This window comes from Paraburkholderia domus, assembly GCF_905220705.1.
Lineage (GTDB): Bacteria > Pseudomonadota > Gammaproteobacteria > Burkholderiales > Burkholderiaceae > Paraburkholderia > Paraburkholderia domus.
In genome coordinates this window covers 57,588-83,471 of record NZ_CAJNAT010000015.1, presented here as the reverse complement: position 1 = coordinate 83,471, position 25,884 = coordinate 57,588, and the positions used below count along the sequence as shown (strand labels likewise).

Here is a 25,884-nt window from a genome sequence, read left to right as displayed (position 1 = left end):
GGCTTAGCCGCCGGCCACGGGTTGCACGACATCGAGCTTGTCGCCCGGCTGCAGCGCGCGCGCCGCATGCTGGGTACGTGCGACGAAATCGCCGTTCAGCGCGACGGCGAACGGCGGACGCGCGCCGAAAGCGGCGAGCGCATCGGCGACAGTCGCGCCTTCGGGCAGCGACAACGGCTTCTGATTGATATGAATGTCCATGGTGTTCGAATACGGTTCAATCGATGGCGGTAGCGGCTCGGCGTGCGCTGGTCTGCCTGCGGTCATTTCAACTGCAAGCGCGCAACGCTTATGCCGGCTCCCGCGTGGAATCCAGTTGAAACAGCTCACTCCAGCGCGCGGCACTTTGCCAGTCGGCGAAGGCATCGGCATCGCCGATGCGGCCGTCGAGCAGCGCGGCGGCGAAGCGCACAGCTTCGTCGGCGACTTCAGGCACGATCATGTAGCCATGCCGGTACAGGCCGTTCACGCGCAGCGTTTGCGCGCCATCCCACAGCAAGGCCGGACGGTGGTCCGGCAAAGTCGGGCGGCACTGCGAATTCAATTCGAGGATGCGCGCCTCGCCGAAGCCGGGATGCACGGAAAACGCCGCGCTCAGCAACTCGAGCGCCGAGCGCACGCTGACTGGCGACATGTCTTCGCCTTCCACCTCGGTAGCGCCGATCACATAGAGATCGTCCTGCTTCGGCGCGATATAGAGCGGGTAGCGCGGATGCAGCAGGCGCACCGGCCGCGTCAGCTTGATACCCGGCGCATGCACGCGTGCGACTTCGCCGCGGATGCCGCGCAGCGTGGGCAGCACCGGCTTCGCGCCCAAACCCCGGCAGTCGATCGTGATGCGCGCGGGCGGCAGCGCATGATCGTCGACCGGCGTGTTCCAGTGTGTTTCGACGCCGCGCTGGGCGAGGCCCGCGGCGAGCGCGGTCAACACCTGGCGGTTATCCAGCTGGCCTTCGCGCGGCAGCAGCCAGCCCTGGTTGAAGCGGCCCGCCAACGCGGGCTCGGCGGCGCCGAGCTGAGCACCGGCCAGTGTCACGAATCCGCCGTCGAGCAATTCAGCAGGCGCGTTCGAGCGCACCCGGCGTTCGAACAACGGCGCTTCGGTACGGTCGGCGTGATGCCATACGACCAGCGTGCCATTGCGCTGGAAGAACACCGGTTCGGGCAATTCGGCCAGCACGTGCGGCCAGGTGTCGAGCGAACTCGCGCCCAGCCGCGTGATCAGCAATTCAGCACTGGCGGCTTCGGCCAGCGGCGCCAGCATGGCGGCGGCCACCCAGGCCGCGGCTTGCGAGCCCGCGGCATCGCCGCGCTCGTAGAGCGCCACGCGATGCCCATCACCGGCGAGACGCCACGCGACCAGGCGCCCGCACAGCCCGCCGCCGAGCACTGCGAAATCGGGTTGAGCAGAACGGTTCATCGCGCCCACTCCGTGTCACAACGACAAGCAAGGCTAAAGCAGCACGGCGCGCCGACATAACCGGCGAAAGCGTGGCGAAGAGCAAAATACATGTCTGAAGAATAGGCGGTCATCGAGTCCTTTCCGTACGGCAAAAAAACGCACGTACCCAGGACGAAACCGGCGGGTGAGGCCGGCCGGGCAATACGCGCGTCCAATGACGGACGCCGCCCGGCGGGGAATGGAAGACTGGCTGCTTCCGGAAACTTCCCGCGCCGGTATTACCCGGATCGGGTGCAAAGGGTCTCTCTCAGCCTCGCCGCCGCTGCGTGAGAATCACGTAGCCTGTGGGCAAAGCACCCCTGTTTCGTCGAAGGTCATTAGACCATAAAAGGCGCGGCGCCCGCAAACCAGCGGTGCAAGCATTCGCGCGCAGTTGATCAGGCACCATCTTTCGATTCATCAATACGGCCGAATGCAGTGCTCTGGCACAATGCCATGACCGGATGCCGCCGTCGCTCGGGCTGTATGCTTGGCCGCCCGCGCGACTGCGGCATCAAGGCGAGACCTCTGAGCGGAAATTAATTTCCACTTAAGGGCTTCGCGCCAGAATCGGACGCTCACCCGGACGTGCATTCGTCGAGCACGACGCCCGGGGCACGCACCGCAAACCCGCCGTGGGCACGGCCCGACATGGACCAGCCCGGATGGGCCAGCACTTCACCAGGATGCTCATGACATCGAATACCGCTTCCAGCCCCGCGCTGCCGCCGGACGAGAAAGTCTCCGCATGGAGCCTGATCAAACCTTACTGGGTTTCAGAAGAACGAAAAACGGCGTGGGGGCTGCTCATCGCGATCATCGTGATGAATCTGCTCGTCGTGTGGATCAACGTGCGCCTGAATCGTTGGAGCGCCGACTTCTACAACGCGCTGCAAACGAAGAACGTCCACGACTTCCCGCACCTGCTGATGGTGTTCTCGGGACTCGCGTTCGGCTTCATCATCCTCGCGGTGTACGGCCGTTATCTGCGCCAGATGCTCGGCTTCCGCTGGCGCCAGTGGCTGACCACGCGTTATCTCAACGAGTGGCTGCACGATAGCGCCTTCTACCGGATCGAACGCGACCGGCTCGCCGACAACCCCGACCAGCGGATCAGCGACGACCTGCAATCGTTCGCCACCACCACGCTCTCGCTGACGCTCGATCTGCTGTCCACGGTCGTCACGCTGGTCTCGTTCATCACGATCCTGTGGTCGCTGGCCGGTGCACTGACCGTCTCACTTGGCGGCATGCCGGTGCAGATTCCGGGCTACATGGTGTGGGCCGCGGCACTTTACGCGGTAGTCGGTTCGGTCATCATCCAGAAAGTCGGCCATCCGCTCGTGTCGATCAATTACCAGGCGCAGAAAGTCGAGGCGGATTTCCGTTTCGGCTTGATCCGTCTGCGTGAAAACGCCGAGCAGATCGCCTTCTACGACGGCATGGAGACCGAGAAGAAGAACACGCACTCGCTCTTCGGCCGCATCCGCGACAACTGGTGGCAGGTGATGAAGTACACCAAGCGGCTCACCTTCGTGCTGAGCTTCTATGGTCAGATCGCGATCATCTTTCCGCTGGTGGTGGCGGCGCCCCGTTACTTCGCGGGCGCATTCACGTTCGGCGTGCTGATGCAGATTTCGAGCGCATTCGGCACCGTCAGCGATTCGTTCTCGTGGTTCATCAACAGTTACGGCACGCTGGTCGAGTGGCGCGCTACCGTGAACCGGTTGCGTGAATTTAGCCGCGTCGTCCATGCGCCGCGTCTGAAGGAATCGGTGTCGCCCGCTACCGCGCATGGCGGCATCAATCTGCATTTTGTCGACGAAGACAAGCTCTCCACCGAAGGCCTTCAGCTTGCACTGCCAAATGGCAACCCACTGTCGCGCATCCGCGATATCGCAATCACGCCGGGCTCGCGCTGGCTGGTGCGCGGTCCGTCCGGCTCGGGCAAGAGCACGCTGATGCGCGCGCTCGCCGGCTTGTGGCCGTTCGGCGACGGCTCGATCGATGCACCGGTCAACGCGCGCATGATGTTCATCCCGCAGGTCAGCTACATGCCGATCGGCACGCTGAAAGCCGCGCTCACCTATCCGTCCGCTGCAGACGCCTACACCGACGAAGAATGCCGCGAAGCGCTCGTCACCTGTCATCTGTCGGAGTACGCCGACCGCCTGCAGGAATCGGGACACTGGACGCGCGTTCTCTCGCCGGGCGAACAACAGCGTCTCGCCGGCGCTCGCGTGCTGCTGCACAAACCGGACTATCTGTTCCTAGACGAAGCGACCAGCGCGCTCGATGCGGAAAACGAAGCACGTCTCTATCACCTGTTCACCGAGCGGCTGCCGAAGGCGGCGATCGTCAGCGTCGCGCATCGCGAATCGCTAGCGGCGTTCCATGGCGAAACGCTCGACGTCGAGCGCTCGGGCGAACCGATTGCGGCGTAAACAGCTTGAACAACGTGAGCGACATGAACAGCACCGTTGACGCGAGCAGCACGACTGGCATGAGCGGCGCCGAGCTCGATCGCGTCGTGCTGATCACCGGCGCGGGCTCCGGCATCGGCGCGGCACTAGCCCGACGCATCGCCGCGCCGCGCACCGCGTTGATGCTGCACGCACGTGGCGCCGAGGACGAAGCGCGCCAACGTCTTGCGCAAGTCGCCGCCGATTGCAGCGCGAACGGCGCGCGCTGCGCGACGGCGTTCGGCGATCTGGCCGAACGCGGCGCTGCCGAACACGTGATTCATCAAACGCTTGCGAGCTTCGGCGCGCTCGATCAACTGGTAGCGAACGCCGGTCACGCGCAACGGCAAACGCTCAACGCGCTAGACGCCGATGTGTTCAGCGCCGCCTTCGCCGCCATGCCGGCCGCGTTCGCCGCGCTCGTCAAGCGCGCGACGCCCGCATTGGAAACCTCGAAGCGGGGTCGCGTGGTCGCGCTCAGTTCGTTCGTCGCGCATCGCTATCGCGCGGATGCACCGTTCGCCGCGACGGCTGCAGCGAAAGCGGCGATCGAATCGCTGGCCAAAACCGCAGCCGCCGAACTTGCACCGCACGGTGTGACAGTCAATTGCGTGGCGCCCGGCTATACCCGTAAAGATCGCGGCCCAAGTGCCGATAACGCACCGGTGTGGGCCCGTGCCGCCGAAGCGACGCCGCTTGGCCATGTCGCCGAGCCCGCGGATATCGCCGCGCTGATCGCGTTCCTGCTGTCCGATGAAGCACGTCACATCACCGGCCAGGTGATCCACATCGACGGCGGCCTCACGCTCGGCTAGGCGGCACGCCGCTCGTCAGTGCAACTCGCCGCGCGAGCCGGGCAAGGCAAGGCGCGCACATTCGCGCAACCCTCCGCGCCGCCAGGCAAGACGCCGCAACATCCAGAAACACGCGAGAAGAGTTCGGAAGCATTTGCGAAGCGGGCAAGCTGTTCCCCGCTTTGAAAAGCCCTTGTAGCAGCGACGATAGTCGTGCAGGCCGTACCACGTCCGGCCCGCCACGCCCCTCACTGCTACTGGACTCTCCGCACATGCCATTCGATCGCCGCTCCTATCCTTTGACCCAGCGCGCAGCGCTTGCTCTTGGCGCTGCCCTGCTGCTCGCGAGTGCTGCGCACGCGGCGCCTGCCGCCCAGCCCAACGAGCCGGCGGACGTTTGCCCCGCGCTCAAACACATCGTCGACGCACCCGACTTCAAGCAGTTGCACACGCAACCCGCCGCACAACTGCCGGGTATGTCGGCCGCGGACGATTGCCGCGCCAACACACACGCCTACGATTGCCACTGGCGCGCGCACTGGCAAGCCGACGGTGTCGTCAACGATCCGCTCGAAGAATTCGGCGCCGATATCGCCGCCTGCTTTCCGAACGTCGTGCACGACGTCAACACGCCGACGCGTCAGCATTTCATCGTGACCACGGATGATCGGCGCGTGAACGTGACGGCAAGCGTGCAAGGGCAAAACGAATTGCGCCTGCGCGTCACGCGCTGAGCGTGGGCCACGCTTTTCCACTATCCGCCGCCAGCCGCTGCGCCCCGTTGATATTCGCCGCACTTCCTCACCGCCACCAGGCAACGCATCATGACCTCTACGCCGAGCTTGCGCGCTTACGCTTTCACGCGGGCCTCAATGGCCGTGTGCGTCATGTTGCGGCGGCCTTGTGGATGGCTCGCCGCTTCGGCCACCCTCGTATTCGGCCTGAACGGCTGCGCGTGGACGCTGATTTCCGCGGCGGACGCCACCGGTTCCGTGATTCAAGCGGGCTACGCGATCGCGGCGAACTACTCATCGCCGACCTTCGTCAACGGTCGGCGGGCGGACGTACATAACGTCTGCATCGAAGTCAATCAGGCGGTGTCGGTCGGCGATTTCGTGCCGGCGCTGCAACTGGCGCTCGACCGGCGCGGCATTCGTTCGGATGTCTACAATCCGGGTACCTCGCCCGCCGGCTGCGAGGCTCGCCTCGTCTACAACGCAGCGATCGATTATGGCCGCCGCTCGTTCAGCGACGATGCGATCCAGTATCTGTCGATCATCGATTTGACGCTGATCCAGCACGGGCGCATTCTCGTCACCGCGCGCTATCAGACCGGCGGTCTCAACACCGACCGGTTTTCTACCGCATCGACCAAGCTCAACGGTTTGATCGACAAGATGGTGGTCGATCAAACCGATCTGGCCCGGCAGCCGATGCAAACCATCCAGACGTCGCTGGCAAACTAGGCGCACAGCCTGCTTGCTTTCTCTTACTCGAGAAAGGATTCGAAAGCGTTACGCGCTTTGCGCCACTCGCGCGGATCACTAAGATGACCTGGATGAACCCATCCATTCTGGTCGTCGACGACGACCCCGTCGTACGCGAGCTCGTCAGCGAATATCTGCTAGGGCGTGGCTTCAAGGTGTCCACGCTCGACCACGGTATGGCGCTGCAGCGCACGCTGCAGAACGAGCGTCCCGCGTTGATCGTGCTCGACATCATGATGCCGGAACTCGACGGCATCAGCGCGCTGCGCGCATTGCGCGTCGCCGGCGACGATATTCCCGTGATCCTGCTGACCGCGCGCGCCGAACCGATTGACCGCGTGATCGGCCTCGAACTCGGCGCCGACGACTATCTCGGCAAGCCATTCGAACCGAGCGAGCTGGTCGCCCGGATTCGCACAGTCCTGCGTCGCCGCGGAGCAATCGCGCCGAGCGCGCCGGAACATCGCGCGCCCTATCGCTTCGGTCGTTTCGAGGTGAATTTTCCGGCGCGCGAATTGCGCCACGACGGCGAGCGCATCCCGCTTCGTTCGAGCGAATTCGCGATGCTCAAGGTGTTCGTCACGCACGCGATGACCGTACTCACGCGCGCGCAGTTGCTGGAGAGACTGCACGGCAATAGCGAGTTGCATCGCAATCGCAGCCTCGACGTATCGATCTGGCGCTTACGGCGGCTAATCGAAGTGGATCCGTCCGAGCCTCGTTATGTGCAAACCGTCTGGGGACGCGGCTATGTGTTCGTGCCGGACGGTGAAATCGGCGCAGCGGAACGCAGCGCGCCGCCGCTTGTGTAGCGCCGTCAGAACGTGAGCACGCTCAGAAACATTCTCTGCAGCCAGCCCATCGTGGTGGCGTCGGACACCATCCCCACGCCGGCCTGCTCGATGCGCGCATTCGCGACCTTGCTCGACGCCACATAATTGCCTGCTTCGATATCCTTCGGATTGACGATGCCAGACAGGCGCAAGCGGTCGCGATTGCCGCTCATCGCGATCACCTTCTCGCCCGACACCACCAGATTGCCGGTCGACATCGTCCCGATCACGGTCACGGCCAGCGTGCCGGTCATGCCGCTGATATCGGTTAGATTGCCCTGCCCTTTGTAATCGGTACTGGCCGAACCAATGTTGAATAGCCTCGCGAGCCGCACGGCGGCGTTGGTCGACTGATCGGCGGCGGTCGCGGTGATGCTGCTCGACCGGCTCGCGGCGGCGGTCGCGCTATTGCTGCCGCTGTACGACTCCGACAAGCGGATCGTCAGCACGTCGCCGATATGCTGCGCACGCGGCGTTTCGTAGAGCAGCAACGGCGCGCCGGCCTGATAAATCGCCCCCTGCGTATTGACGTTCAGCGGCGCCGATGCGAGCGGCGGCGACATCGGCGTTTCGACGATTGAGGGCTGCTGGCTGCTCGCGCAAGCCGCGAGACAGGCAGCCGCGCCTAGCGCGACGGTGAAGCGTAGCGCAGTCATGCATGCTCCTTGGCCGGATCGGCCGGATTGAAAACAGACTTTGCGGTCGCGGTACCGGCGCTGTGTTCAACGATGCAATCGCCGCCACGCATGAGCCCGCAAACAGCGCGATGGATGAGGCGGCACATCAACCCGCCTCGGCACCGCTTGCCTGCCATTGCCGCACGACCGATTTCACCCATGCGTCCGAGCCCTTCAGCAGATAGGTGAGCGTGCCGTTGCGGGTGCCCGGCAGAAAGCACAACGTGATCGAACTCACCGCGTTTTCCCACGCGTAGACCGGCATCGCACCCGACGACGACGCGCTGTGCGTCACCAGACGCGGCGTGCCGTAACGATCCGCGAGCGCGTCGCGCAAGTCTTCGGCGGTGATCTCGTCGATCACAAAAGAAATCTCGTACAGACGCAGTGCGCTCTGGCCATCGGCACGCGCAAAGCGCAGCACATGCTCCTGTGCCGGCGCGCCATCGACGACGGCTTGCGACACCGCCCAGCCGTCGTCGGCGCGATGCGCCCAGCGGCAGGCCACGGTCAGACTCTCGTGCGATTTCAGCCGCATGCCGAGCGCGCCCGCCTGCACGTCCGTCTCGCAGACGGGCACACTGCCGAGCGGTGTGGCGCGCACGGTCGAACCCGCGCGGAATTCGTCAAGCGTGATGCCGAGCGCTATGCCGCGAAACGCGAACGGCGTGTCCTGCGAACGCCGGCGTGCCTCAGCGGAAGTACCCTTCGACGCGGCGCCAGGCGCATTTGCTTCGCGCACCACCGGCTGCGCCTGAGCGGCCATCGAGACCATGCCGCCCAGCAGCGCCAGCACACAGGCAATCCGTTTGATTGTCATGATTCAGTCGATCGCGGATGAACACATGTCGAACGGCGTGGCCGCGGCATGGCCGACGACCGGGATGATTTTCAGCGTAGCCGACGTCAGCCGGCACGGCAGCGCGGCGACGGCGCAGCCGCCGAGTGGCAGCAGCGCCGCGCCGAGCGTCAACCACGCAGCGACACGGATGAAACCGTCAGGAATGCTTGAGGTCGACACACGGGCCCCGGTGCGTCAGGCTGTCGTGTTGACGAGATGCCCGACAAGCCCCGACGGCAGCGACGGCGGCGACGGCGGCGTCTCGGTAGCGGACTCCGGTGCTTGCGGCGTGGCCGGCGAGTTGTTTGAGGTTGCGGGCTTCTCCGCGGCTCGCATGGGCGCGAGCGAAGAAAAGCGGGTTGAACTGAAATTGCTGTGGACGGTCATGATGAGCCTCGCGTGGCGCTAGGTTTCGATTTCACGCCGCCTGTCGTGGGCCCAAGGCGTTAGGCTGTTTTCGACATGCGGCGCAACGTACTGCACGACGAATCATCTCGCCGCACACGCGGTGGCGATGCACGAAGGAAAGCGCGCTTTCCGGCGGTTCTTACGACCCGTTGCAACCCATTGCCATCAGTAGCAATTGCGCGCAAATTATTTCATCAGAGGAATTTAAGCGATGCAAAATGACTTCCAAGCCGCGCCGCATGTTGGCGAAGCATTGCTAACGCATTGCCAAATATGGCAGCCCTGAAGTATGCCGTGAGCCTTTGTTGGCGTGCCTGACACCCGAACCGGCCGGATCGGAGCGGCTTTGCGTAAGCATTGGTAAGAAAACAGTCGGTCGCGCGTCGCGTGCACCAGTCTAGAATTTCGCCATGAATCCACAGGTCCTTATCGTCGACGACGACCCGGTCGTACGCGATCTGCTTTGCAAGTTTCTGCAATCGAACGGCTTCGACGCGTCGGTGCTGCACGACGGCACCCATCTGCAACGCCGGCTCGAACGTGAACGGCCGTCGGTCGTCGTGCTCGACATCATGATGCCGAACACCGACGGCTTGCGCGCGCTCACCGCCTTGCGCGCCGCCGGTGACGACATTCCGGTGATCTTCGTGACGGCGCGCGGTACGGTGGCCGATCGCATCGTCGGGCTTTCGCTCGGCGCGGACGACTATCTGACCAAGCCATTCGACCCACGCGAACTGCTCGCGCGCATCCATACGGTGCTGCGCCGCCGTGGGCCGTCCACCACGAGTGCGCCGGAAGCTCGCAAGCCGTATCGTTTCGGCCCGTTCGAACTCGACTTCGCCACGCGCTCGCTGTCGCGCGACGACTCGAAGCTGCCGCTGCGCGACAGCGAGTTCGCGCTGCTAAAGATCTTCGTCAACAATCCGTACAAGGTGCTGTCGCGTGTGTTGATTCACGATCTCGTGCATCGCGACAACCTCGCCTTCCGCGACCGCAGCCTCGACGTGCCGATCTGGCGCTTGCGTCGCGTGATCGAAGACGACCCGTCCAATCCCTGCTACGTGCAGACGGTGCGCGGCAAAGGCTATGTGTTCGTTCCCGACGCCGACGGCACGCCGTTCGCCGACGAGGCTGCCTCAAGCGCATGAAAAACCCGCTGAACACGCTGTTCGGGAGAATGGCGTTGCTGTCGACGGCGGTGTTGTTCGCCATTCAGGCCGGGTGGTTCGTGCTGGTGGTGATGCAGCCGCCGCGCCACGAAATCGACGGCTTCGCGCGCGGCATTCTGCTGGTGCTGCAGGCGGTCAACGGTGAACCGATGAAGGGCGCCGCGCTTGCGCCCGCCATGCGCGTACACCTTGTGCCCACCTGGAATATGCCGTCGAGCGTCCATCTGCACACGCCGACCATGCATCCGCTGGTCGAACTGAGCCGGCATTTGCGCGAGAACCTGCCGCCCGGCACGCAGATCGCCGTCGACGACCTGCGCCCGCCGCAGTTATGGGTGCTGTTCCCCGGCAAGTCGAACTGGGTCGTCGTGCCGGTGGACGTTCCGCCGCGCCCGCGCTTCCTGGTCGAATCCATCTCGATGCTGCTGGCCGCGCTGATCCTGTCGTTGTTCGCGGTCTGGCAGATGCAGCGGCCTCTATCGCGCGTGGCGGATGCAGCCCGCGCGTTCGGCTCGGGCGGCCGGCCGGAACCCGTGACGGTGCAAGGCCCGCGCGAACTGCGCGATCTGATCGGTTCCTTCAACGACATGATGCGGCGCCTGAATGAAGCCGGCGACGACCAGGCGGTGATGCTGGCCGGCGTGGCGCACGATCTGAAAGCACCGCTTACGCGGCTCAAGTTGCGCGCGAGCGTGCTGGTCGCGGAAAACGAGCGGGCCGGACTGATCCGCGACGTCGACTCCTTGACCAACATCGTCCAGCAATTTCTGGAGTTTGCCGGTCAGTCCGCCGATGCGGGACCGCCGGTCGAGGTCGACGAATTCCTGCGGGAACAGTTTTCCGCCAGCGACAGCACCGAGACGCCGCTGTTCACGCTCGACCTGCGCGCCGGTGCGTCGTTCACATTGCCGCGCACCTTGCTCGATCGGTTGGTCACGAACCTCGTCGACAATGCGCTCGAGCATGGCTCACCACCGGTGGATATCGCCACGGCGCGCAATGACCGGCATTGGGTAATCAGCGTGCGCGACCACGGCCCGGGTATTCCCGACGATCGCATCGCTGCGGCGATGAAGCCGTTCGTACGCCTCGACGCCGCACGTGGCGGCGAAGGTCATTGCGGCCTGGGTCTCGCGATCGTCGCGCGGCTCGCGCACGATCGTGGCGGACGCTGTCACGTGCGCAATCACGGGCAAGGCGGGCTGGACGTACGGATCGAATTGCCGGCTGGGCCAGCACAAGTGTGAGGATGATCGAGGAGGGTGGGACGGTGTTGAGCGCGGGCACTTACGCGCCCTTACTGGATGGGCTTACGCGAGGGCTGTGGCCGTATAGTCGCTCCCGGCAACCTCGATGCCGCCCTTCTCTGTCCGCCTGCTTTATGTGGGGCGGACTTTTTTTCGCCTTCACAGGTCGCAGGCTTTCGCGCACTGCAAGCGCGGAGAACGTCAGTCAGACCACCAGACGATCGTGCAAAGTGTCGATCGTTGCTTGAGACACGCCGAGGCCTTGCGTCAGATAACTCGTCATCGTGCCGTAGCTCGTCTGAACCTGATCGAACCCCGCTTGCAGATAACGCTCCTGTACGTTGAACAATGGCGACTCGATTGTTGCCGCTGCGTCGCCGTTCTGCGCGCGCAGCGTCTCGATCTGCGCCTCGATCGACTGGGCCAGGTAGACGTTGCTGAGCAGATAGTCCTGCATGATCACGTCGAGCGGCACGTTGGCGATGCTGAGCAGGAGTGCCGCGACCCAGCCGGTGCGATCCTTCCCCGCGCTTGAATGAAACAGTTGCGCGCCGGCGCCATTGGCGAGTCGCGTGAGGAGTTCGCCGAAGCCGACGCGCTGGGCGGCGCCAGTGACATAGCCGCGCGCCTGAGCTTCCAAGAACGCCACGGCGGCGCCTGCCGTATCGAACGTTGGCGCGAGAAAGTCGCTGGTACCCAGGACATCGAGCGCTTGCGATGTCGCGCCGGTTGGCAGGATGTCGGCGACGCGCGCGATTTCGCCCGGCGTGCGCAGGTCGTAGACCGAGGCGATGCCGAGATTGTCGATGGTGACCGCGTCGGCCGCGCTGAGACTCAGCGCATTCGCGCGATAGAAGGCGCCACGGCGCATCTGCTTGCCGTCGACGGTGGGATAGCCGGCCGCCGCGCCCGCCACGTCGCGGAAGTTGCTCACCGACGCGAGGCGCGGCGTCGCCGGCTGATCGGCATCGAGATTTCCGCCCCCGCAAGCCGACAGCAACGAACTGCTCATGCCGGAGAGCAGCAGCACGCTTGCCGAGGATTTCAGGAACGCGCGGCGCGATCGATGTACTCGCAAAGGCGTGCTCGCGGAGCGGCGGGATGGCGAGCAGGTTTTTGCGGTTGCGGGCATGAAGAGTGGCGAGCGCGAGCGTGAAGAGGGTTTTCGCAGCTTGAGCACTGCGGCCGCAGTTTAACGGCGGCGAATAATTTTTGGGTTACATGGTAGTAGTTAGTAAGGAACCGGAATGGAACGCCTTACCCGTCGCCATTTTTGACCACAACTGGCCGCATAACACCTCGTCCCCTTAGAATACAAAAAACCACTTTCAAGCCGCCGGAAGGCAAAAACCGCCTGGAGACCACAAAAAAACATGCCCTCTCTCCAATGGTTCACCGAACTGACCCAGCGCGAACGCCGCACCCTTTACGCTGGCTTCGGCGGCTACGCAGTCGACGCCTTTGACTTCATGATCTACTCATTCCTCATTCCGACGCTGATCGCGACGTGGGGCATGACCAAAAGCGAAGCCGGCATGATCGCGACCAGTTCGCTGATTTCGTCGGCGGTGGGCGGCTGGCTCGCCGGTATCCTCGCCGACCGCTATGGACGCGTGCGTGTTCTCCAATGGACTATCGCCACCTTTGCGATCTTCACCTGCCTGTCTGGCTTCACCCACTCGTTCTGGCAACTGCTGACCACCCGCACGCTGCAAGGCATCGGCTTCGGCGGCGAATGGTCGGTCGTGACGATCATGATGGCCGAAACCATCCGTTCACCTCAGCATCGCGCGAAAGCGGTCGGCACCGTGCAGAGCAGCTGGTCGTTCGGCTGGGCCGCGGCGGCTATCATCTATTGGGCGTTCTTCGCGCTGCTGCCGGAACAGGTCGCGTGGCGCGCCTGCTTCTGGATCGGCCTGCTGCCCGCGCTGTGGATCTTCTACATCCGCCGCAATGTCAGCGATCCGGACATTTTTCTCGAAACGCGCCGCGCCCGCGAAAGTGGCTTCGACACCTCGCACTTCCTGCAGATCTTCTCCTTCCCTCACCTTAGAACGACCCTGTTAGGCAGCGTGCTGTGCACCGGCATGCTCGGCGGCTATTACGCCATCACCACCTGGCTGCCAACCTATCTGAAAACCGTGCGCCATCTGTCGGTCTTCAACACCAGCGGCTATCTGATCGTGCTGATCGTCGGCTCATTCACCGGCTATATCGTCGGGGCGATTCTGTGCGACAAGATCGGCCGGCGCGCGTCGTTCGTGCTGTTCGCGATCGGCTCGTTCGTACTCGGCATGGTCTACACGATGCTGCCGATCACCGACGGCATGATGCTCGCGCTCGGCTTCCCGCTCGGCATCGTCGTGCAAGGGATTTTCGCGGGTGTGGGTGCGTATTTATCGGAGCTGTATCCGAATTCGATCCGCGGATCGGGGCAAGGCTTCTGCTACAACCTGGGCCGCGGTCTCGGCTCATTCTTTCCGATCCTGGTAGGGACACTGTCGCAAACCATGACGCTTGTTAAGGCCATGGGTATCGTCGCCGGTTCAGGCTATCTGCTGGTGATCGTCGCGGCAGTGCTTCTACCGGAAACCAAGGGCAAAGTGCTCGGCGCGACCAGCCCTAGCGCCTGAAATAGCTGGTCACACACATGAAAACGATTGTTCTGGGCGGCGGCGTGATCGGCGTCGCCACCGCGTTTTATCTGAGCCAGCAAGGCTGCGATGTCACCGTCATCGAGCGCGAACCGGACGTCGCACTCTCGACCAGCTTCGGCAACGCCGGCGTGATCGCGCCGGGCTATGTGACGCCGTGGGCCGCGCCCGGCATGCCAACGAAAATCCTCAAGTATCTGTTCAAGCCGGCCTCGCCGCTGATCTTCCGCCCGACTTTCGATCCGGCTCAATGGCGTTGGATCGCGCGCTGGCTGCGCGAATGCGACCTCGACCGCTTTCGCGTCAACAAGCAGCGCATGCAACGCATCGCTTATTACAGCCGCGAGTGTCTGCATGAATTCCGCCGCTGCCATCCGTTCGACTACGGCCGTAGCCAAGGCTATCTGCAATTGTTCCGCAGCGAGTACGACGTCGAACTCGCGCAACCGGCGCTGGCGGTCCTGCGCGACGCCGGTATCGTGCATCGTGAAGTCAGCGCGGCGCAATGCGTCGAGATCGAGCCAGGTTTGCGCTGGGCGCGTCAGGCACCGCTCTCTGGCCTCTATCTCCCCGAGGACGAAGCCGGCGATTGCGCGCGCTTCACCCGCGAACTTCGTGCGATCTGTGAGCGCAGCGGTGTGCAGTTTCGCTTCGACACGCTGGTGAAGTCGCTTGATGTGCAAAGCGGTGCGGTGCGTGGCGTGCGGGTCGAGAGCGAACGCGGCAGCGAGATGTTGCCAGCGGATGCTGTGGTGGTGGCGCTGGGCGTGGACAGTGCGGCGATGCTAGCGCCGCTCGGTGTGAAAGTGCCGCTCTACCCGGTCAAAGGCTACTCGGCGACGCTGCCCGTCACCGACGAAGAAAAAGCCCCACATGCGGCACTGATGGACGAGTCGCTGAAAACGGCGATCACACGCTTCGGCAATAACCTGCGCGTGGCCGGCACCGCGGAACTCGGCAATCGCCAGACGACCTTGCGCGAGCAGGCCTTGCAGACGCTGATGAAAGTGCTTCGCGACTGGTTTCCGCAAGCGGCCAATCCGACTTCTGCGCATTTCTGGGTGGGCCGCCGGCCGATGACGCCCGATGGCGCGCCGCTGCTCGGTCCGTCCGGCGTGGACAATCTGTGGCTGAACCTCGGGCACGGCTCGACGGGCTGGGCAATGTCGATGGGCTCGGGCCGGGTGGTCGCGGATCTCATCACGCAGCGTAAGCCGGAGATCGATCTCGACGGGCTGACGCTGAACCGGTATCGGAAATGACGGCACGACCTGTCACGGGGGCATAACTCGCGACCCAACGCACGGATAGAACGCTCTGCACGTCGTAAAAACGGAAAAGCCGGGTCACCCTCTCAGGTGCCCGGCTTTGTTTTTTACCGCTTTGGTGTACTGCTTATGACCCGCTTATGTGCTGCTTTGTCGTCTCCACCTCGTCCTGCAAGCATTAGCTGGTTTCCACGCAATCAGGCGGAAACCAGCAGCAACGGTGTTGCATGGGACCAGAGTACGGGCTTTGCATGGGCCCGGAGTAAGTGCTGAAGCACTAACTCCGGCCGACAGCTAAAGCGCCAACTCTGGTCGACATGAGACGTTAGCGCGGCAGTTCCGAATGTCCCATCAGGAACGCATCGACCGAACGTGCGCACTGACGGCCTTCGCGAATCGCCCATACCACCAGCGACTGGCCACGACGCATATCGCCCGCGGTGAAGACCTTGTCCACCGACGTGTAATACGCCTTATCGCCTTCAGTCGACGCACGCACGTTGCCACGGTTGTCCTTGTCGACGCCGAACGCTTCGAGCACCGGCGACACCGGTTGCGTAAAGCCCATGGCCAGCAGCACCAGATCGGCCTTCATTTCGAATTCCGAGTTCGGCACTTCCTGCATCTTGCCGTCCTTCCATTCGACGCGCGCGGCGATCAGCTTCTCGACCTTGCCGTTCTTGCCTTCGAGGCGCTTGGTAGCAACCGCCCAATCACGCGAGCAGCCTTCGTCATGCGACGACGACGTGCGCAGCTTGATCGGCCAGTACGGCCACACGAGCGGCTTGTTCTCTTCTTCCGGCGGTTGCGGCAGCAGTTCGAATTGCGTGACACTCTTCGCGCCATGACGGTTCGACGTACCGACGCAGTCCGAACCCGTATCGCCGCCACCGATCACGACCACATGCTTAGCCTTCGCGAGCAGCTGGTTCGCGACCTTGTCGCCGGCGTTGACCTTGTTCTGCTGCGGCAGGAATTCCATCGCGTAATGGATGCCTTCCAGCTCGCGGCCCGGCACCGGCAGATCGCGCGGCGTTTCCGAACCGCCAGCGATCACCACTGCGTCGAACTGTTCTTTCAGTTCGGCCGGCGTGATGGTTTCCTTGGCCGTGTTGCCGATGTGTTCCGGCAGCGAGTCCGCACGGCCGATGAACACGTTGGCGCGGAACGTCACGCCTTCGGCTTCCATCTGGCGCATGCGGCGATCGATCAGCCACTTCTCCAGCTTGAAGTCAGGAATGCCGTAACGCAGCAAACCGCCGATCCGGTCGTTCTTTTCGAACACGGTGACATCGTGCCCCACGCGCGCGAGTTGCTGCGCGACGGCCAAACCAGCAGGGCCGGATCCGACCACCGCGACCTTCTTGCCGGTCTTGTGCTTCGGCGGCAGCGGCGCGACCCAGCCTTCGGCCCACGCTTTGTCGATGATCGCGTGTTCGATGGACTTGATGCCGACCGCGTCGTCATTGATGCCGAGCGTGCACGCTGCTTCGCACGGCGCCGGGCAGATGCGGCCCGTGAACTCGGGGAAGTTGTTCGTCGAGTGCAGCACTTCGATCGCGCTCTTCCAGTCCTGATGGAACACCAGGTCGTTGAAGTCCGGGATGATGTTGTTCACCGGGCAGCCGTTGTTGCAGAACGGAATGCCGCAGTCCATGCAACGCGCGCCTTGAATCTTGGCTTCGTCGTCGGTCAGTGCCGCGACGAATTCCTTGTAGTGCTTCACACGCGTGAGCGGAGCTTCGTACGCCTCGTGGCGGCGCTCGAACTCGAGAAAACCGGTTGCCTTGCCCATGTGGTTCTCTTCTCTATCTGTATCAGGTGGGGTGATCTACACCCGCCGCGCGGACCGACTGAACGATCGGCGCGGCGGGTACGGCTAAATGTGAGGTCTGCGGTGGCAGGGTTAAGCGGCGAGCACTTCCTTGTTCGCCTTCTTGGCTGCCATCTCGCCCAGCGCGCGCTTGTATTCCGTCGGGAATACCTTCACGAACTGACGGCGCGACGCATCCCAGTTTTCGAGCAGCGCCTTTGCACGCGGCGAACCCGTGAACTGGAAGTGACGCTCGATGAGACCCTTGAGCAGGGCTTCATCCGTCGTGCCGCTGTGCCACAAGCCCTTGTCGACGGTACGTTCCTGTTCCGCCTGTTGCAGAACCGGATCAAGCGCGACCATCGACTTGTTGCACTTGCCCGCGAACGTGTTGTCCGGGTCGTACACGTAAGCGATACCGCCCGACATACCGGCCGCGAAGTTACGGCCCGTTTCGCCGAGCACGATCACCGTGCCGCCCGTCATGTATTCGCAACCATGGTCGCCCGTGCCTTCGACAACCGCCGTCGCACCCGAGTTACGCACACAGAAACGCTCGCCGGCGACGCCGCGGAAGAATGCTTCGCCTTCGATCGCGCCGTACATCACCGTGTTGCCGCAGATGATGTTTTCTTCCGACTTGCCGCGGAAATCGTTGGTCGGACGAATGATGATGCGGCCACCCGAGAGGCCCTTGCCGACGTAGTCGTTACCGTCGCCGACCAGATCCAGCGTCACACCCTTCGCGAGGAACGCGCCGAAGCTCTGACCCGCGGTGCCCTTCAACTGGATGTGAATCGCGTCGTCAGGCAGGCCGTCGTGGCCGTACTTCTTCGCGATCGTGCCGGACAGCATCGCGCCGACCGTACGGTTCACGTTGCGCACCGGCTGGATGAACGAGACGTGCTCACCCTTCTCGATCGCGGCTTTTGCCTTCTCGATCAGCACGTGATCCAGCGCCTTCTCGAGACCGTGGTCCTGCACGTCGACGTGCTTGCGTGCGACTTCCGCCGAAACCTGCGGCTGATAGAACACGCGCGAGAAGTCGAGACCCTTTGCCTTCCAGTGTTCGACACCCTTCTTCATGTCGAGCAGTTCGGCGTGGCCGATCAGGTCTTCGAACTTGCGGATGCCCAGTTGCGCCATGATTTCGCGCGCTTCTTCCGCAACGAAGAAGAAGAAGTTGACGACGTGTTCCGGCTGACCCTGGAACTTCGCACGCAGCACCGGATCTTGCGTCGCGACGCCGACCGGGCAGGTGTTCAGGTGGCACTTGCGCATCATGATGCAGCCTTCGACGACGAGCGGCGCCGTCGCGAAACCGAATTCGTCCGCGCCGAGCAGCGCGCCGATCACGACGTCGCGGCCGGTCTTCATCTGACCGTCGGCCTGCACGCGGATACGGCCGCGCAACTGGTTCAGCACGAGCGTTTGCTGCGTTTCGGCCAGACCCAGTTCCCACGGCGTGCCGGCATGCTTCACCGACGACAGCGGCGATGCACCCGTGCCGCCGTCGTGGCCAGCGATCACGACGTGATCGGCCTTCGCCTTGGCGACACCCGCTGCCACCGTACCGACGCCCGATTCCGACACCAGCTTCACCGAAATGCTCGCCGCCGAGTTGGCGTTCTTCAGGTCGTGAATCAGCTGCGCCAGATCTTCGATCGAGTAGATGTCATGGTGCGGCGGCGGCGAAATCAGGCCGACGCCCGGCACGGAATAACGCAGCTTGCCGATGTATTCCGACACCTTGTGGCCCGGCAATTGACCGCCTTCGCCCGGCTTCGCGCCTTGCGCCATCTTGATCTGGATCTGATCAGCGGACGCCAAGTATTCCGCCGTCACGCCGAAACGGCCCGACGCGACCTGCTTGATCTTCGAGCGCAGCGAATCGCCTTCCTTCAACGGAATGTCGACGATCACTTCATCGCCGATCACCGACTTCATGGTGTCGCCGTTCTTGATCGGAATACCGCGCAGTTCGTTGCGGTAACGGTTCACGTCCTCGCCGCCTTCGCCGGTGTTCGACTTGCCGCCGATGCGGTTCATCGCGACAGCCAGCGTGGCGTGAGCTTCAGTCGAAATCGAGCCCAGCGACATGGCGCCGGTCGCGAAACGCTTGACGATGTCCTTCGCCGATTCGACTTCGTCGAGCGGGATGGCCTTGGTCGGATCGAACTTGAATTCGAACAGGCCGCGGAACGTCATGTGGCGCTTGGTCTGATCGTTGATCAGATGCGCGTATTCCTTGTACGTCTGGTACGAGTTGCTGCGGGCCGAGTGTTGCAGCTTGGCGATCGCATCCGGCGTCCACATGTGTTCTTCGCCGCGCACGCGGTAGGCGTATTCGCCACCGGCGTCGAGCATGTTCGCGAGCACCGGGTTGTCGCCGAACGCATCACGATGCAGACGGATCGCTTCTTCCGCGACGTCGAACAGCCCGATCCCGCCGACCTTCGACGAGGTGCCATTGAAGTACTTCGACACCAGGCCTTCAGCCAGACCGACTGCTTCGAAAATCTGCGCGCCGGTGTAGGACATGTAGGTCGAAATGCCCATCTTCGACATGACCTTCATCAGACCCTTGCCGACTGCCTTGGTGAAGTTGTAGACCGCCTTCTCCGCCGACAGGTCGCCCTTCAGGCCCACTGCCATCTGGCTGAGCGTTTCCATCGCGAGGTACGGGTGCACGGCTTCCGCGCCGTAGCCCGCAAGCAGCGCGAAGTGGTGCGTTTCACGCGCCGAGCCGGTTTCCACGACCAAGCCCGCGCTCGTGCGCAGACCGTGCTGCACCAAGTGCGTGTGGATCGCGGCCGTTGCCAGCAAGGCCGGGATCGCAACGTTGTCGCGGTCGGTCTTGCGGTCCGACACGATCAGCATGTTGTAGCCGGACTTGACCGCATCCACAGCTTCCGCGCACAACGAAGCCAGACGCGCTTCGATGCCTTCCTTGCCCCAGGCCACCGGATAGCAGATGTTCAGTTCGTACGAACTGAACTTGCCGCCCGTGTACTGATCGATCGCGCGGATCTTCGCGATGTCCTTGAAGTCGAGCACCGGCTGCGACACTTCGAGACGCATCGGCGGGTTGATGTTGTTCGTGTCCAGCAGGTTCGGCTTCGGACCGACGAACGACACCAGCGACATCACCATGTTTTCACGGATCGGGTCGATCGGCGGGTTCGTGACTTGCGCGAACAGCTGCTTGAAGTAGTGATAGAGCGTCTTGTTCTTGTTGGACATGACCGCCAGCGGCGAATCGTTGCCCATCGAACCGACCGCTTCTTCACCGGCTTGCGCCATCGGCGCCATCAGGAACTTGAGGTCCTCCTGCGTGTAGCCGAACGCCTGCTGACGATCCAGCAAGGCAGCGGCTTCGCGGCGTTCCGTTGCGACGTCTTCGGCCTTCGGCTCGATTTCGTCGAGCTTGATCCGGACCGCGTCGATCCAGCTCTTGTACGGCTTGGCGTTGGCGAGGTTGTCCTTCAGTTCCTTGTCGTCGATGATGCGGCCGTGTTCCATGTCAATCAGGAACATCTTGCCCGGCTGCAGACGCCACTTCTTGACGATCTTCGATTCGGGAATCAGCAACGTACCCGCTTCCGACGCCATGATGACGAGGTCGTCGTCGGTGACGATGTAGCGCGCCGGACGCAGGCCGTTACGGTCGAGCGTGGCGCCGATCTGACGGCCGTCGGTGAAGGCGATCGCGGCCGGGCCGTCCCACGGCTCCATCATCGCGGCGTGGTATTCGTAGAACGCGCGGCGGTTGTCGTCCATCAGCGTGTGCTGTTCCCAGGCTTCCGGGATCATCATCATCATGGCGTGGACGAGCGGGTAGCCGGCCATCACCAGCAGTTCGAGACAGTTGTCGAACGATGCCGTGTCGGATTGGCCCGGGTAGATCAGCGGCCACAGCTTCGGCAGATCGTCGCCGAGCACGTGGCTCGCGATAGCGCCGGTACGGGCGTTCAGCCAGTTGACGTTGCCCTTCACCGTGTTGATTTCGCCGTTGTGGGCGATCATGCGATACGGGTGAGCCAGCTCCCACGCCGGGAACGTGTTGGTCGAGAAGCGTTGGTGCACCAGCGCCAGCGCCGACACCGTGCGCTCGTCTTGCAGGTCGCGGTAATACACGCCGACCTGGCCCGCCAGCAGCAGACCCTTATAGACGACCGTGCGCGCCGAGCACGACGGCACGAAGTATTCCTTGCCGTGCTTGAGCTTGAGCGCCTGGATGCGGTGGCTCGCGGTCTTGCGGATCACATACAGCTTCCGCTCGAGCGCGTCGGTCACCATGATGTCCTTGCCGCGGCCGATAAAAATCTGGCGGATCAGCGGCTCGCTCGCCTTGACGGTGGGCGAAATCGGCATGGTGTGGTCGACCGGCACGTCGCGCCAGCCCAGCACGACCTGGCCTTCGGCCTTCACCGTACGCTCCAGCTCCTGTTCGCATGCGAGACGCGAGGCGTGTTCCTTCGGCAGGAACACCATGCCGACACCGTACTCGCCGTTCGGCGGCAACACGACACCCTGCTTGGCCATTTCCTCGCGATAGAAACCGTCCGGGATCTGGATCAGGATGCCCGCGCCGTCGCCCATCAGCGGATCGGCGCCGACGGCGCCCCGGTGGTCGAGGTTCTCGAGAATCTTCAGGCCTTGCTCGATGATCTCGTGGCTTTTCTTGCCCTTGATGTGAGCAACGAAGCCGACGCCGCAGGCGTCATGTTCATTTTGCGGGTCGTACAGACCTTGCGCGGCGGGAACCGGATGAGTCGGTTGCTGGTGGTCGTTCATGGGGACACCGTCTGTGAGGGGCCGGACAGGCCGTTAAACCGTTTTTCTATTGCCGCAGTTCGCACCGCAACCACGTCGGCGACTCCGTACGCCTCAATGCTGCGCGTATCAAAAAGTACCGGAATTCGGAATATACGCGACGAATCAATGGAATAGCAAATAAAACGTGATGATAGATCCCCAATTATCAAATTGGTGCATTGCGGGCATTTTTTATTGGTGCCATATCAAAAAGGTGCAAAAGAAAACGGCATGCGAAGATGCCGTTTCAGGTGCAGCTCGTTGATGCGAAACGCTTTATTGCGTCTGCGGCGTCTCGCGAACCTTGCGCGGCCGCCCACGCGGCAGCGGCGAAACGCGCCGGTTGGCAGCCCGCGCCGCCCACTCCCGATAAGTGTCGCTGCCCAGAACCCAGCCTTTCAAGGTGGCTTGCTGAAGCTGACTGGCTTCGCGTTCGTCGAGCGGCTGCTCGCACAGTTCGCGGTAGGCGCGCTGCCGCTCGAATGGCGTATTGCCCAGCGACCAGTACAGCGGGTGATCGGTGATCAGGCTGTCGAGCGTGAGGCCGATGTGGTGACGGTAGCTCGACCAGCGATAGTCCTCGGGCGCGCTCACGAGCCCGGCGCGCACCGGCGACATCTCGACGACGCGACTCGCCAGCAGGAAATAGCGCTCGCCTTCGATTACCGTGGCGCGGTAGCGGCCCTCCCACAGCGTGCCGCGACGCGCATAACGCCGGTTGAAGTGCGCAACATAGCGGCGCCCCACTGCCTGCATGGCCTTCGGCAGACTCGACTCCTCAGTGGGCGTGACGAGCAGTTGCACAGAGCCTGGCATCAACGCATACGCGTGGATGGACAAGTGATGGTCGCGTGAAGCCGCTTTCAAACAGTCGATGAAAAGCTCGTAGTCCTGGTCATCGACAAATGCGGGCTGCTGATCTAGTCCGCGGAGGATGACGTGCTGCGGCTGGTCAGGGACATAGAGACGTGCAAGCCGTGCCATGCTGAAGTATCCAATAGTCGCGTTGGTACATACCCGAAGGTCCGAAGAGCCGCCTGCGCCCGAGGTTCGGCGCGGCGCGGCTGAGCCAGAAACCGCGCGGAGCCTAGGGAGAAAGCTCTAGCCGCCGCGTATGGTTTGTTTCAAACGTTGTAGTCATAATGAGCGGGCCTTTTTGGAGGAGCACATATGAAATTAAAACAGGCCGTAACGGGGATCGCCGCGCTAGCCTGCATGACAACGGCAGCGCATGCGCAATCGGCCGGAAGCTTTTACGTCACGACAGGCTGGTTCCATCTTGCACCTCAATCGAGCAGCGACCCGTTGAAGGTGACAAGCATAGGCGGCAGCCCGACCAACATCACTGAAGCTAACACCGGCGCATCACTGAGTTCAGCCGACACCATCGGCATCACCGCCGGCTACTTCGTCACAGATCACATCGCCACCGAATTCGTGATTGGCTACCCACCTTCGTTCGACCTGGACGGCACGGGTAGCCTCAGCCAGTTCGGCAAGCTCGGTCAAGCAAAACAGTGGAGCCCGACTCTGCTGTTCAAGTACTACTTCAACGCACCGACCGCCACGTTCCGCCCGTATCTCGGCGTTGGTGTGAGCCGCATCTGGTTCACCGACGCAAAGATCACCAACGGCGCTTTCGAACAAAACGTTCTGCATGGTCCGACCAGCGTCTCTACGGATAGTTCGTGGGAGCCGGTCTTTAATGCGGGTTTCACCTATGCATTCAACCAGCACTGGTTCGCAGGCGTCTCGATTTCGTACTTGCCGCTCAGCACGACCGCCAAGCTAAATACCGCTGCAAACACGCCGGTTGGCACGCTGAATGTGCAATCGCAAACCAAGATCAAGCTGAACCCGATCGTTTCCTACGTCAACATCGGTTACCGTTTCTAACGCGTCACGAAATTAGGGGCTGTTGACTTAGGGTAGTCGAATTTTCGTGACTTGGACAACGCCGTCATGCATCCAATGGCGGCGTTTTTTATTTTGTGCGCTAGCCGGGCGGTCGTTCGCGGCGTGGGAAGCTCATCCAGCGAGCAGGCATGAGCGTTTGTAAATTTGACCCGCCATTGGGTCGTCCCGTGCAATATCTGCTGAGGAATGTGGGTCTGCGCCACCGTGGACAGGGGATGCGGGTTTGGCACCGAAGTTGCGTTCTCATGGCATTTCCCGCGTGGCGACGTGTGCCTCGTGACAGCGTGGGATCTTTTCACCTCATCGACGGAGCGACCATGACAGCACTTCCAAACACGCGAGACGCCCTCGGCGAATCCTGGACCACTACCAGCCGCCGTGCGCGGCGCATCGCTCGCCATAGCCGCCATGCGGCCGAAGATATCGCCGGCGAACTGCGCACACTGATGTCGGAACTCGAATCCACCCTGGCGGACGGCACCCAGGCCGACGCGGTGGCGCTGCGCGGCAAACTACGCAAACAACTCGACGCCGCGCGCGAGCGCCTGAACGACACCCGCGAAGCCATGCGGGAGCGCGCCGAAGTCGCGATCTCCGACGCGGACGACTATGTGCATGAAAACCCGTGGCAGACGATAGCGATCGTCGGCGGCGCTGCGCTGATCGCGGGCGCACTGTTCGCGTCGCGGCTGCGCTAGGCGAGTTGCAGCAAGCGGCGAGACGGGTCGCCGCCCCGTGGGCTTTGGTTGCGTTGCGGAAAGCCGGCTTTGGTTGCGTGCGGAAAGCGGTTACGCCGGCACTCGTCGAGCAGCAACGCCGGCCAGCGGCAATTCGTTCAGTTGTCGTCGATCACGAACAGCCGCTGATACTCCTTCACCGCATATCGATCCGTCATGCCCGCGATGTAGTGGGCGATCAGGCGCGGTTGCTGTGACACGTCCGTCGATTGATAGCCGGGTGGCAATAGCCGCGGATCTTGCGTGAATGCATCGAACAGGCCGGCCACCACGCGGCGCGCCTTGTTGGCCATACGCATGACGCGATAGTGGCGGTACAGGTTCTTGAATAGGAAGCGCTTGAGCGCCGCCGCCTGTGCGGCGACCGCTTCGCTATGCGCAACCAGCGGCGGTGCGGCGCGCACAGCGTCCAGCGAGACTGGCGCTTGCTTTGCAAGATTGAGCGAGGTCGTATCGATCAGGTCGACGATCAAGGTATTGATAATGCGGCGCACGGTCTCGTGAATCAGCCTGCGCCCTTCGATCTGTGGAAAGTCGCCACGTGCCGCCGCGTAGTGCGTCTGCCATAACTCCACCTCGGCAAGCTGCTCCACTGTAAGCAGGCCTGAGCGCAAGCCGTCGTCGACATCGTGATTGTTGTACGCAATCTCATCGGCGACATTGGCGATCTGCGCTTCGATGGAAGGCTGCCGCCCCTCCAGAAAACGCTCGCCGAGCGCGCCGAGGCGCCGTGCGTTCTCGCGCGAGCAGTGCTTGAGAATGCCTTCCCGCGTTTCGAAACAGAGATTCAGCCCGTTGAACGCGCCGTAGTGCTCTTCCAGATCGTCGACCACCGCGAGGCTTTGCAAGTTGTGCTCGAAGCCGCCATGTTCACGCATACATTCGTTCAGCGCGCCCTGGCCCGCATGGCCGAACGGCGTATGGCCAAGATCGTGGGCAAGCGAAATGGCTTCGACAAGGTCTTCGTTGACGCGCAGATTTCGAGCAATCGAACGGGCGATCTGCGCGACTTCCAGGCTATGGGTGAGTCGCGTGCGAAACAGATCGCCCTCGTGATTCACGAACACCTGAGTTTTGTATTCAAGCCGGCGGAACGCCGTCGAGTGGACGATGCGGTCTCGATCGCGCTGGAATTCGGTGCGCGCGTTGGGCGCGGCTTCGGGATAGCGGCGGCCGCGCGATTGGGCGGAATGTGCCGCATACGGCGCAAGATGCGCTTCGAGTGCTTCCGGCGAAGGCACGCCGCTCACGGGCGTGCCTGCCGGGTCATGCTTTACATCGTCGCTGCGCCTGTCAGTCACCGGATTCTCCGAAA

At 62.9% G+C, this 25,884-nt stretch carries 22 protein-coding genes and 1 riboswitch; of the genes, 12 read left to right on the top strand and 10 right to left on the bottom strand.

The features are described from left to right. Window positions 1-3 precede the first annotated feature (3 nt). Together thiS and KHO31_RS23540 are read right to left on the bottom strand one after the other, a co-directional pair. Window positions 4-201: a sulfur carrier protein ThiS gene (gene thiS / locus KHO31_RS23545; protein ID WP_028199627.1), complete on the bottom strand. Its 198-nt coding sequence runs from the start codon at window positions 199-201 to the stop codon at window positions 4-6. A gap of 88 nt (window positions 202-289) precedes the next feature. Further along, on the bottom strand, window positions 290-1,420 hold the full coding sequence (locus KHO31_RS23540) for an FAD-dependent oxidoreductase (protein ID WP_201079587.1): 1,131 nt from the start codon (window positions 1,418-1,420) through the stop codon (window positions 290-292). Window positions 1,421-1,649: 229 nt separating this feature from the next. After that, window positions 1,650-1,773: riboswitch (TPP riboswitch) on the bottom strand. A 360-nt stretch (window positions 1,774-2,133) separates the two neighbouring features. On the opposite strand from KHO31_RS23540, the gene KHO31_RS23535 reads away from it, so the two are divergent. From KHO31_RS23535 to KHO31_RS23515, 5 genes are all read left to right on the top strand, one after another. Further along, entirely contained in the window at window positions 2,134-3,885 is a 1,752-nt protein-coding gene (locus KHO31_RS23535; RefSeq protein ID WP_201079588.1) for an ABC transporter ATP-binding protein/permease, read from the top strand. A 59-nt stretch (window positions 3,886-3,944) separates the two neighbouring features. Continuing rightward, on the top strand, window positions 3,945-4,718 hold the full coding sequence (locus KHO31_RS23530; RefSeq protein ID WP_201079660.1) for an SDR family NAD(P)-dependent oxidoreductase: 774 nt from the start codon (window positions 3,945-3,947) through the stop codon (window positions 4,716-4,718). A 251-nt stretch (window positions 4,719-4,969) separates the two neighbouring features. Beyond that, entirely contained in the window at window positions 4,970-5,431 is a 462-nt protein-coding gene (locus KHO31_RS23525; protein ID WP_201079590.1) for a hypothetical protein, read from the top strand. Window positions 5,432-5,569: 138 nt separating this feature from the next. Further along, a complete protein-coding gene (locus tag KHO31_RS23520; RefSeq protein WP_407945960.1) occupies window positions 5,570-6,163 on the top strand; it encodes a hypothetical protein in 594 nt (197 codons plus the stop codon). Between the two features lie 92 nt (window positions 6,164-6,255). Then, on the top strand, window positions 6,256-6,996 hold the full coding sequence (locus KHO31_RS23515; RefSeq protein WP_201086145.1) for a response regulator: 741 nt from the start codon (window positions 6,256-6,258) through the stop codon (window positions 6,994-6,996). Between the two features lie 5 nt (window positions 6,997-7,001). Here KHO31_RS23515 and KHO31_RS23510 read toward each other — a convergent pair whose 3' ends face one another. The 3 genes from KHO31_RS23510 to KHO31_RS39435 form a co-directional block, all read right to left on the bottom strand. Continuing rightward, window positions 7,002-7,673, bottom strand: a complete 672-nt coding sequence (locus KHO31_RS23510) for a flagellar basal body L-ring protein FlgH (protein ID WP_201086132.1) — start codon at window positions 7,671-7,673, stop codon at window positions 7,002-7,004. A 127-nt stretch (window positions 7,674-7,800) separates the two neighbouring features. Next, window positions 7,801-8,514: a hypothetical protein gene (locus tag KHO31_RS23505; RefSeq protein WP_201079596.1), complete on the bottom strand. Its 714-nt coding sequence runs from the start codon at window positions 8,512-8,514 to the stop codon at window positions 7,801-7,803. A 3-nt stretch (window positions 8,515-8,517) separates the two neighbouring features. Then, window positions 8,518-8,685: a DUF6726 family protein gene (locus KHO31_RS39435; protein WP_321207320.1), complete on the bottom strand. Its 168-nt coding sequence runs from the start codon at window positions 8,683-8,685 to the stop codon at window positions 8,518-8,520. A 13-nt stretch (window positions 8,686-8,698) separates the two neighbouring features. On the opposite strand from KHO31_RS39435, the gene KHO31_RS39430 reads away from it, so the two are divergent. From KHO31_RS39430 to KHO31_RS23490, 3 genes are all read left to right on the top strand, one after another. Then, window positions 8,699-8,944 carry a hypothetical protein gene (locus KHO31_RS39430; RefSeq protein WP_201141118.1) on the top strand — a complete coding sequence of 82 codons (246 nt, stop codon included), beginning with the start codon at window positions 8,699-8,701 and terminating at the stop codon, window positions 8,942-8,944. 409 nt (window positions 8,945-9,353) lie between these two features. Continuing rightward, entirely contained in the window at window positions 9,354-10,094 is a 741-nt protein-coding gene (locus KHO31_RS23495; RefSeq protein ID WP_201079600.1) for a response regulator, read from the top strand. Beyond that, on the top strand, window positions 10,091-11,362 hold the full coding sequence (locus KHO31_RS23490) for an ATP-binding protein (protein WP_211624223.1): 1,272 nt from the start codon (window positions 10,091-10,093) through the stop codon (window positions 11,360-11,362). Before KHO31_RS23495 ends, KHO31_RS23490 begins: the two co-directional genes overlap by 4 nt. 205 nt (window positions 11,363-11,567) lie before the next feature. Here the strand turns inward: KHO31_RS23490 and KHO31_RS23485 are convergent, their stop codons facing one another. Beyond that, window positions 11,568-12,494, bottom strand: a complete 927-nt coding sequence (locus KHO31_RS23485) for a tyrosine-protein phosphatase (protein WP_211624222.1) — start codon at window positions 12,492-12,494, stop codon at window positions 11,568-11,570. A gap of 241 nt (window positions 12,495-12,735) precedes the next feature. On the opposite strand from KHO31_RS23485, the gene KHO31_RS23480 reads away from it, so the two are divergent. Both KHO31_RS23480 and KHO31_RS23475 read left to right on the top strand, forming a co-directional pair. Beyond that, window positions 12,736-13,995: an MFS transporter gene (locus KHO31_RS23480; protein ID WP_201079606.1), complete on the top strand. Its 1,260-nt coding sequence runs from the start codon at window positions 12,736-12,738 to the stop codon at window positions 13,993-13,995. A 17-nt stretch (window positions 13,996-14,012) separates the two neighbouring features. After that, a complete protein-coding gene (locus KHO31_RS23475; RefSeq protein ID WP_201086133.1) occupies window positions 14,013-15,278 on the top strand; it encodes a D-amino acid dehydrogenase in 1,266 nt (421 codons plus the stop codon). A gap of 331 nt (window positions 15,279-15,609) precedes the next feature. Here the strand turns inward: KHO31_RS23475 and KHO31_RS23470 are convergent, their stop codons facing one another. The 3 genes from KHO31_RS23470 to KHO31_RS23460 all read right to left on the bottom strand — a co-directional run bounded on the left by KHO31_RS23470 (window position 15,610) and on the right by KHO31_RS23460 (window position 22,899). Further along, window positions 15,610-17,079, bottom strand: a complete 1,470-nt coding sequence (locus tag KHO31_RS23470) for a glutamate synthase subunit beta (RefSeq protein ID WP_201086134.1) — start codon at window positions 17,077-17,079, stop codon at window positions 15,610-15,612. A gap of 111 nt (window positions 17,080-17,190) precedes the next feature. After that, window positions 17,191-21,894 (bottom strand): glutamate synthase-related protein, encoded by a 4,704-nt coding sequence (locus KHO31_RS23465; RefSeq protein ID WP_201108358.1) that lies wholly within the window; start codon window positions 21,892-21,894, stop codon window positions 17,191-17,193. Window positions 21,895-22,191: 297 nt separating this feature from the next. Then, entirely contained in the window at window positions 22,192-22,899 is a 708-nt protein-coding gene (locus KHO31_RS23460) for a transposase (RefSeq protein WP_054036587.1), read from the bottom strand. 186 nt (window positions 22,900-23,085) lie between these two features. Here KHO31_RS23460 and KHO31_RS23455 point away from each other — a divergent pair, with 186 nt between their 5' ends. Then, window positions 23,086-23,811: an OmpW/AlkL family protein gene (locus tag KHO31_RS23455; protein ID WP_201079614.1), complete on the top strand. Its 726-nt coding sequence runs from the start codon at window positions 23,086-23,088 to the stop codon at window positions 23,809-23,811. Between the two features lie 338 nt (window positions 23,812-24,149). Next, window positions 24,150-24,530 (top strand): DUF883 family protein, encoded by a 381-nt coding sequence (locus KHO31_RS23450; protein WP_201086136.1) that lies wholly within the window; start codon window positions 24,150-24,152, stop codon window positions 24,528-24,530. A gap of 137 nt (window positions 24,531-24,667) precedes the next feature. Here KHO31_RS23450 and KHO31_RS23445 read toward each other — a convergent pair whose 3' ends face one another. Next, complete coding sequence (locus KHO31_RS23445) at window positions 24,668-25,819, bottom strand: deoxyguanosinetriphosphate triphosphohydrolase (protein ID WP_236071411.1); 1,152 nt, start codon at window positions 25,817-25,819, stop codon at window positions 24,668-24,670. Between the last annotated feature and the right edge of the window lie 65 nt (window positions 25,820-25,884).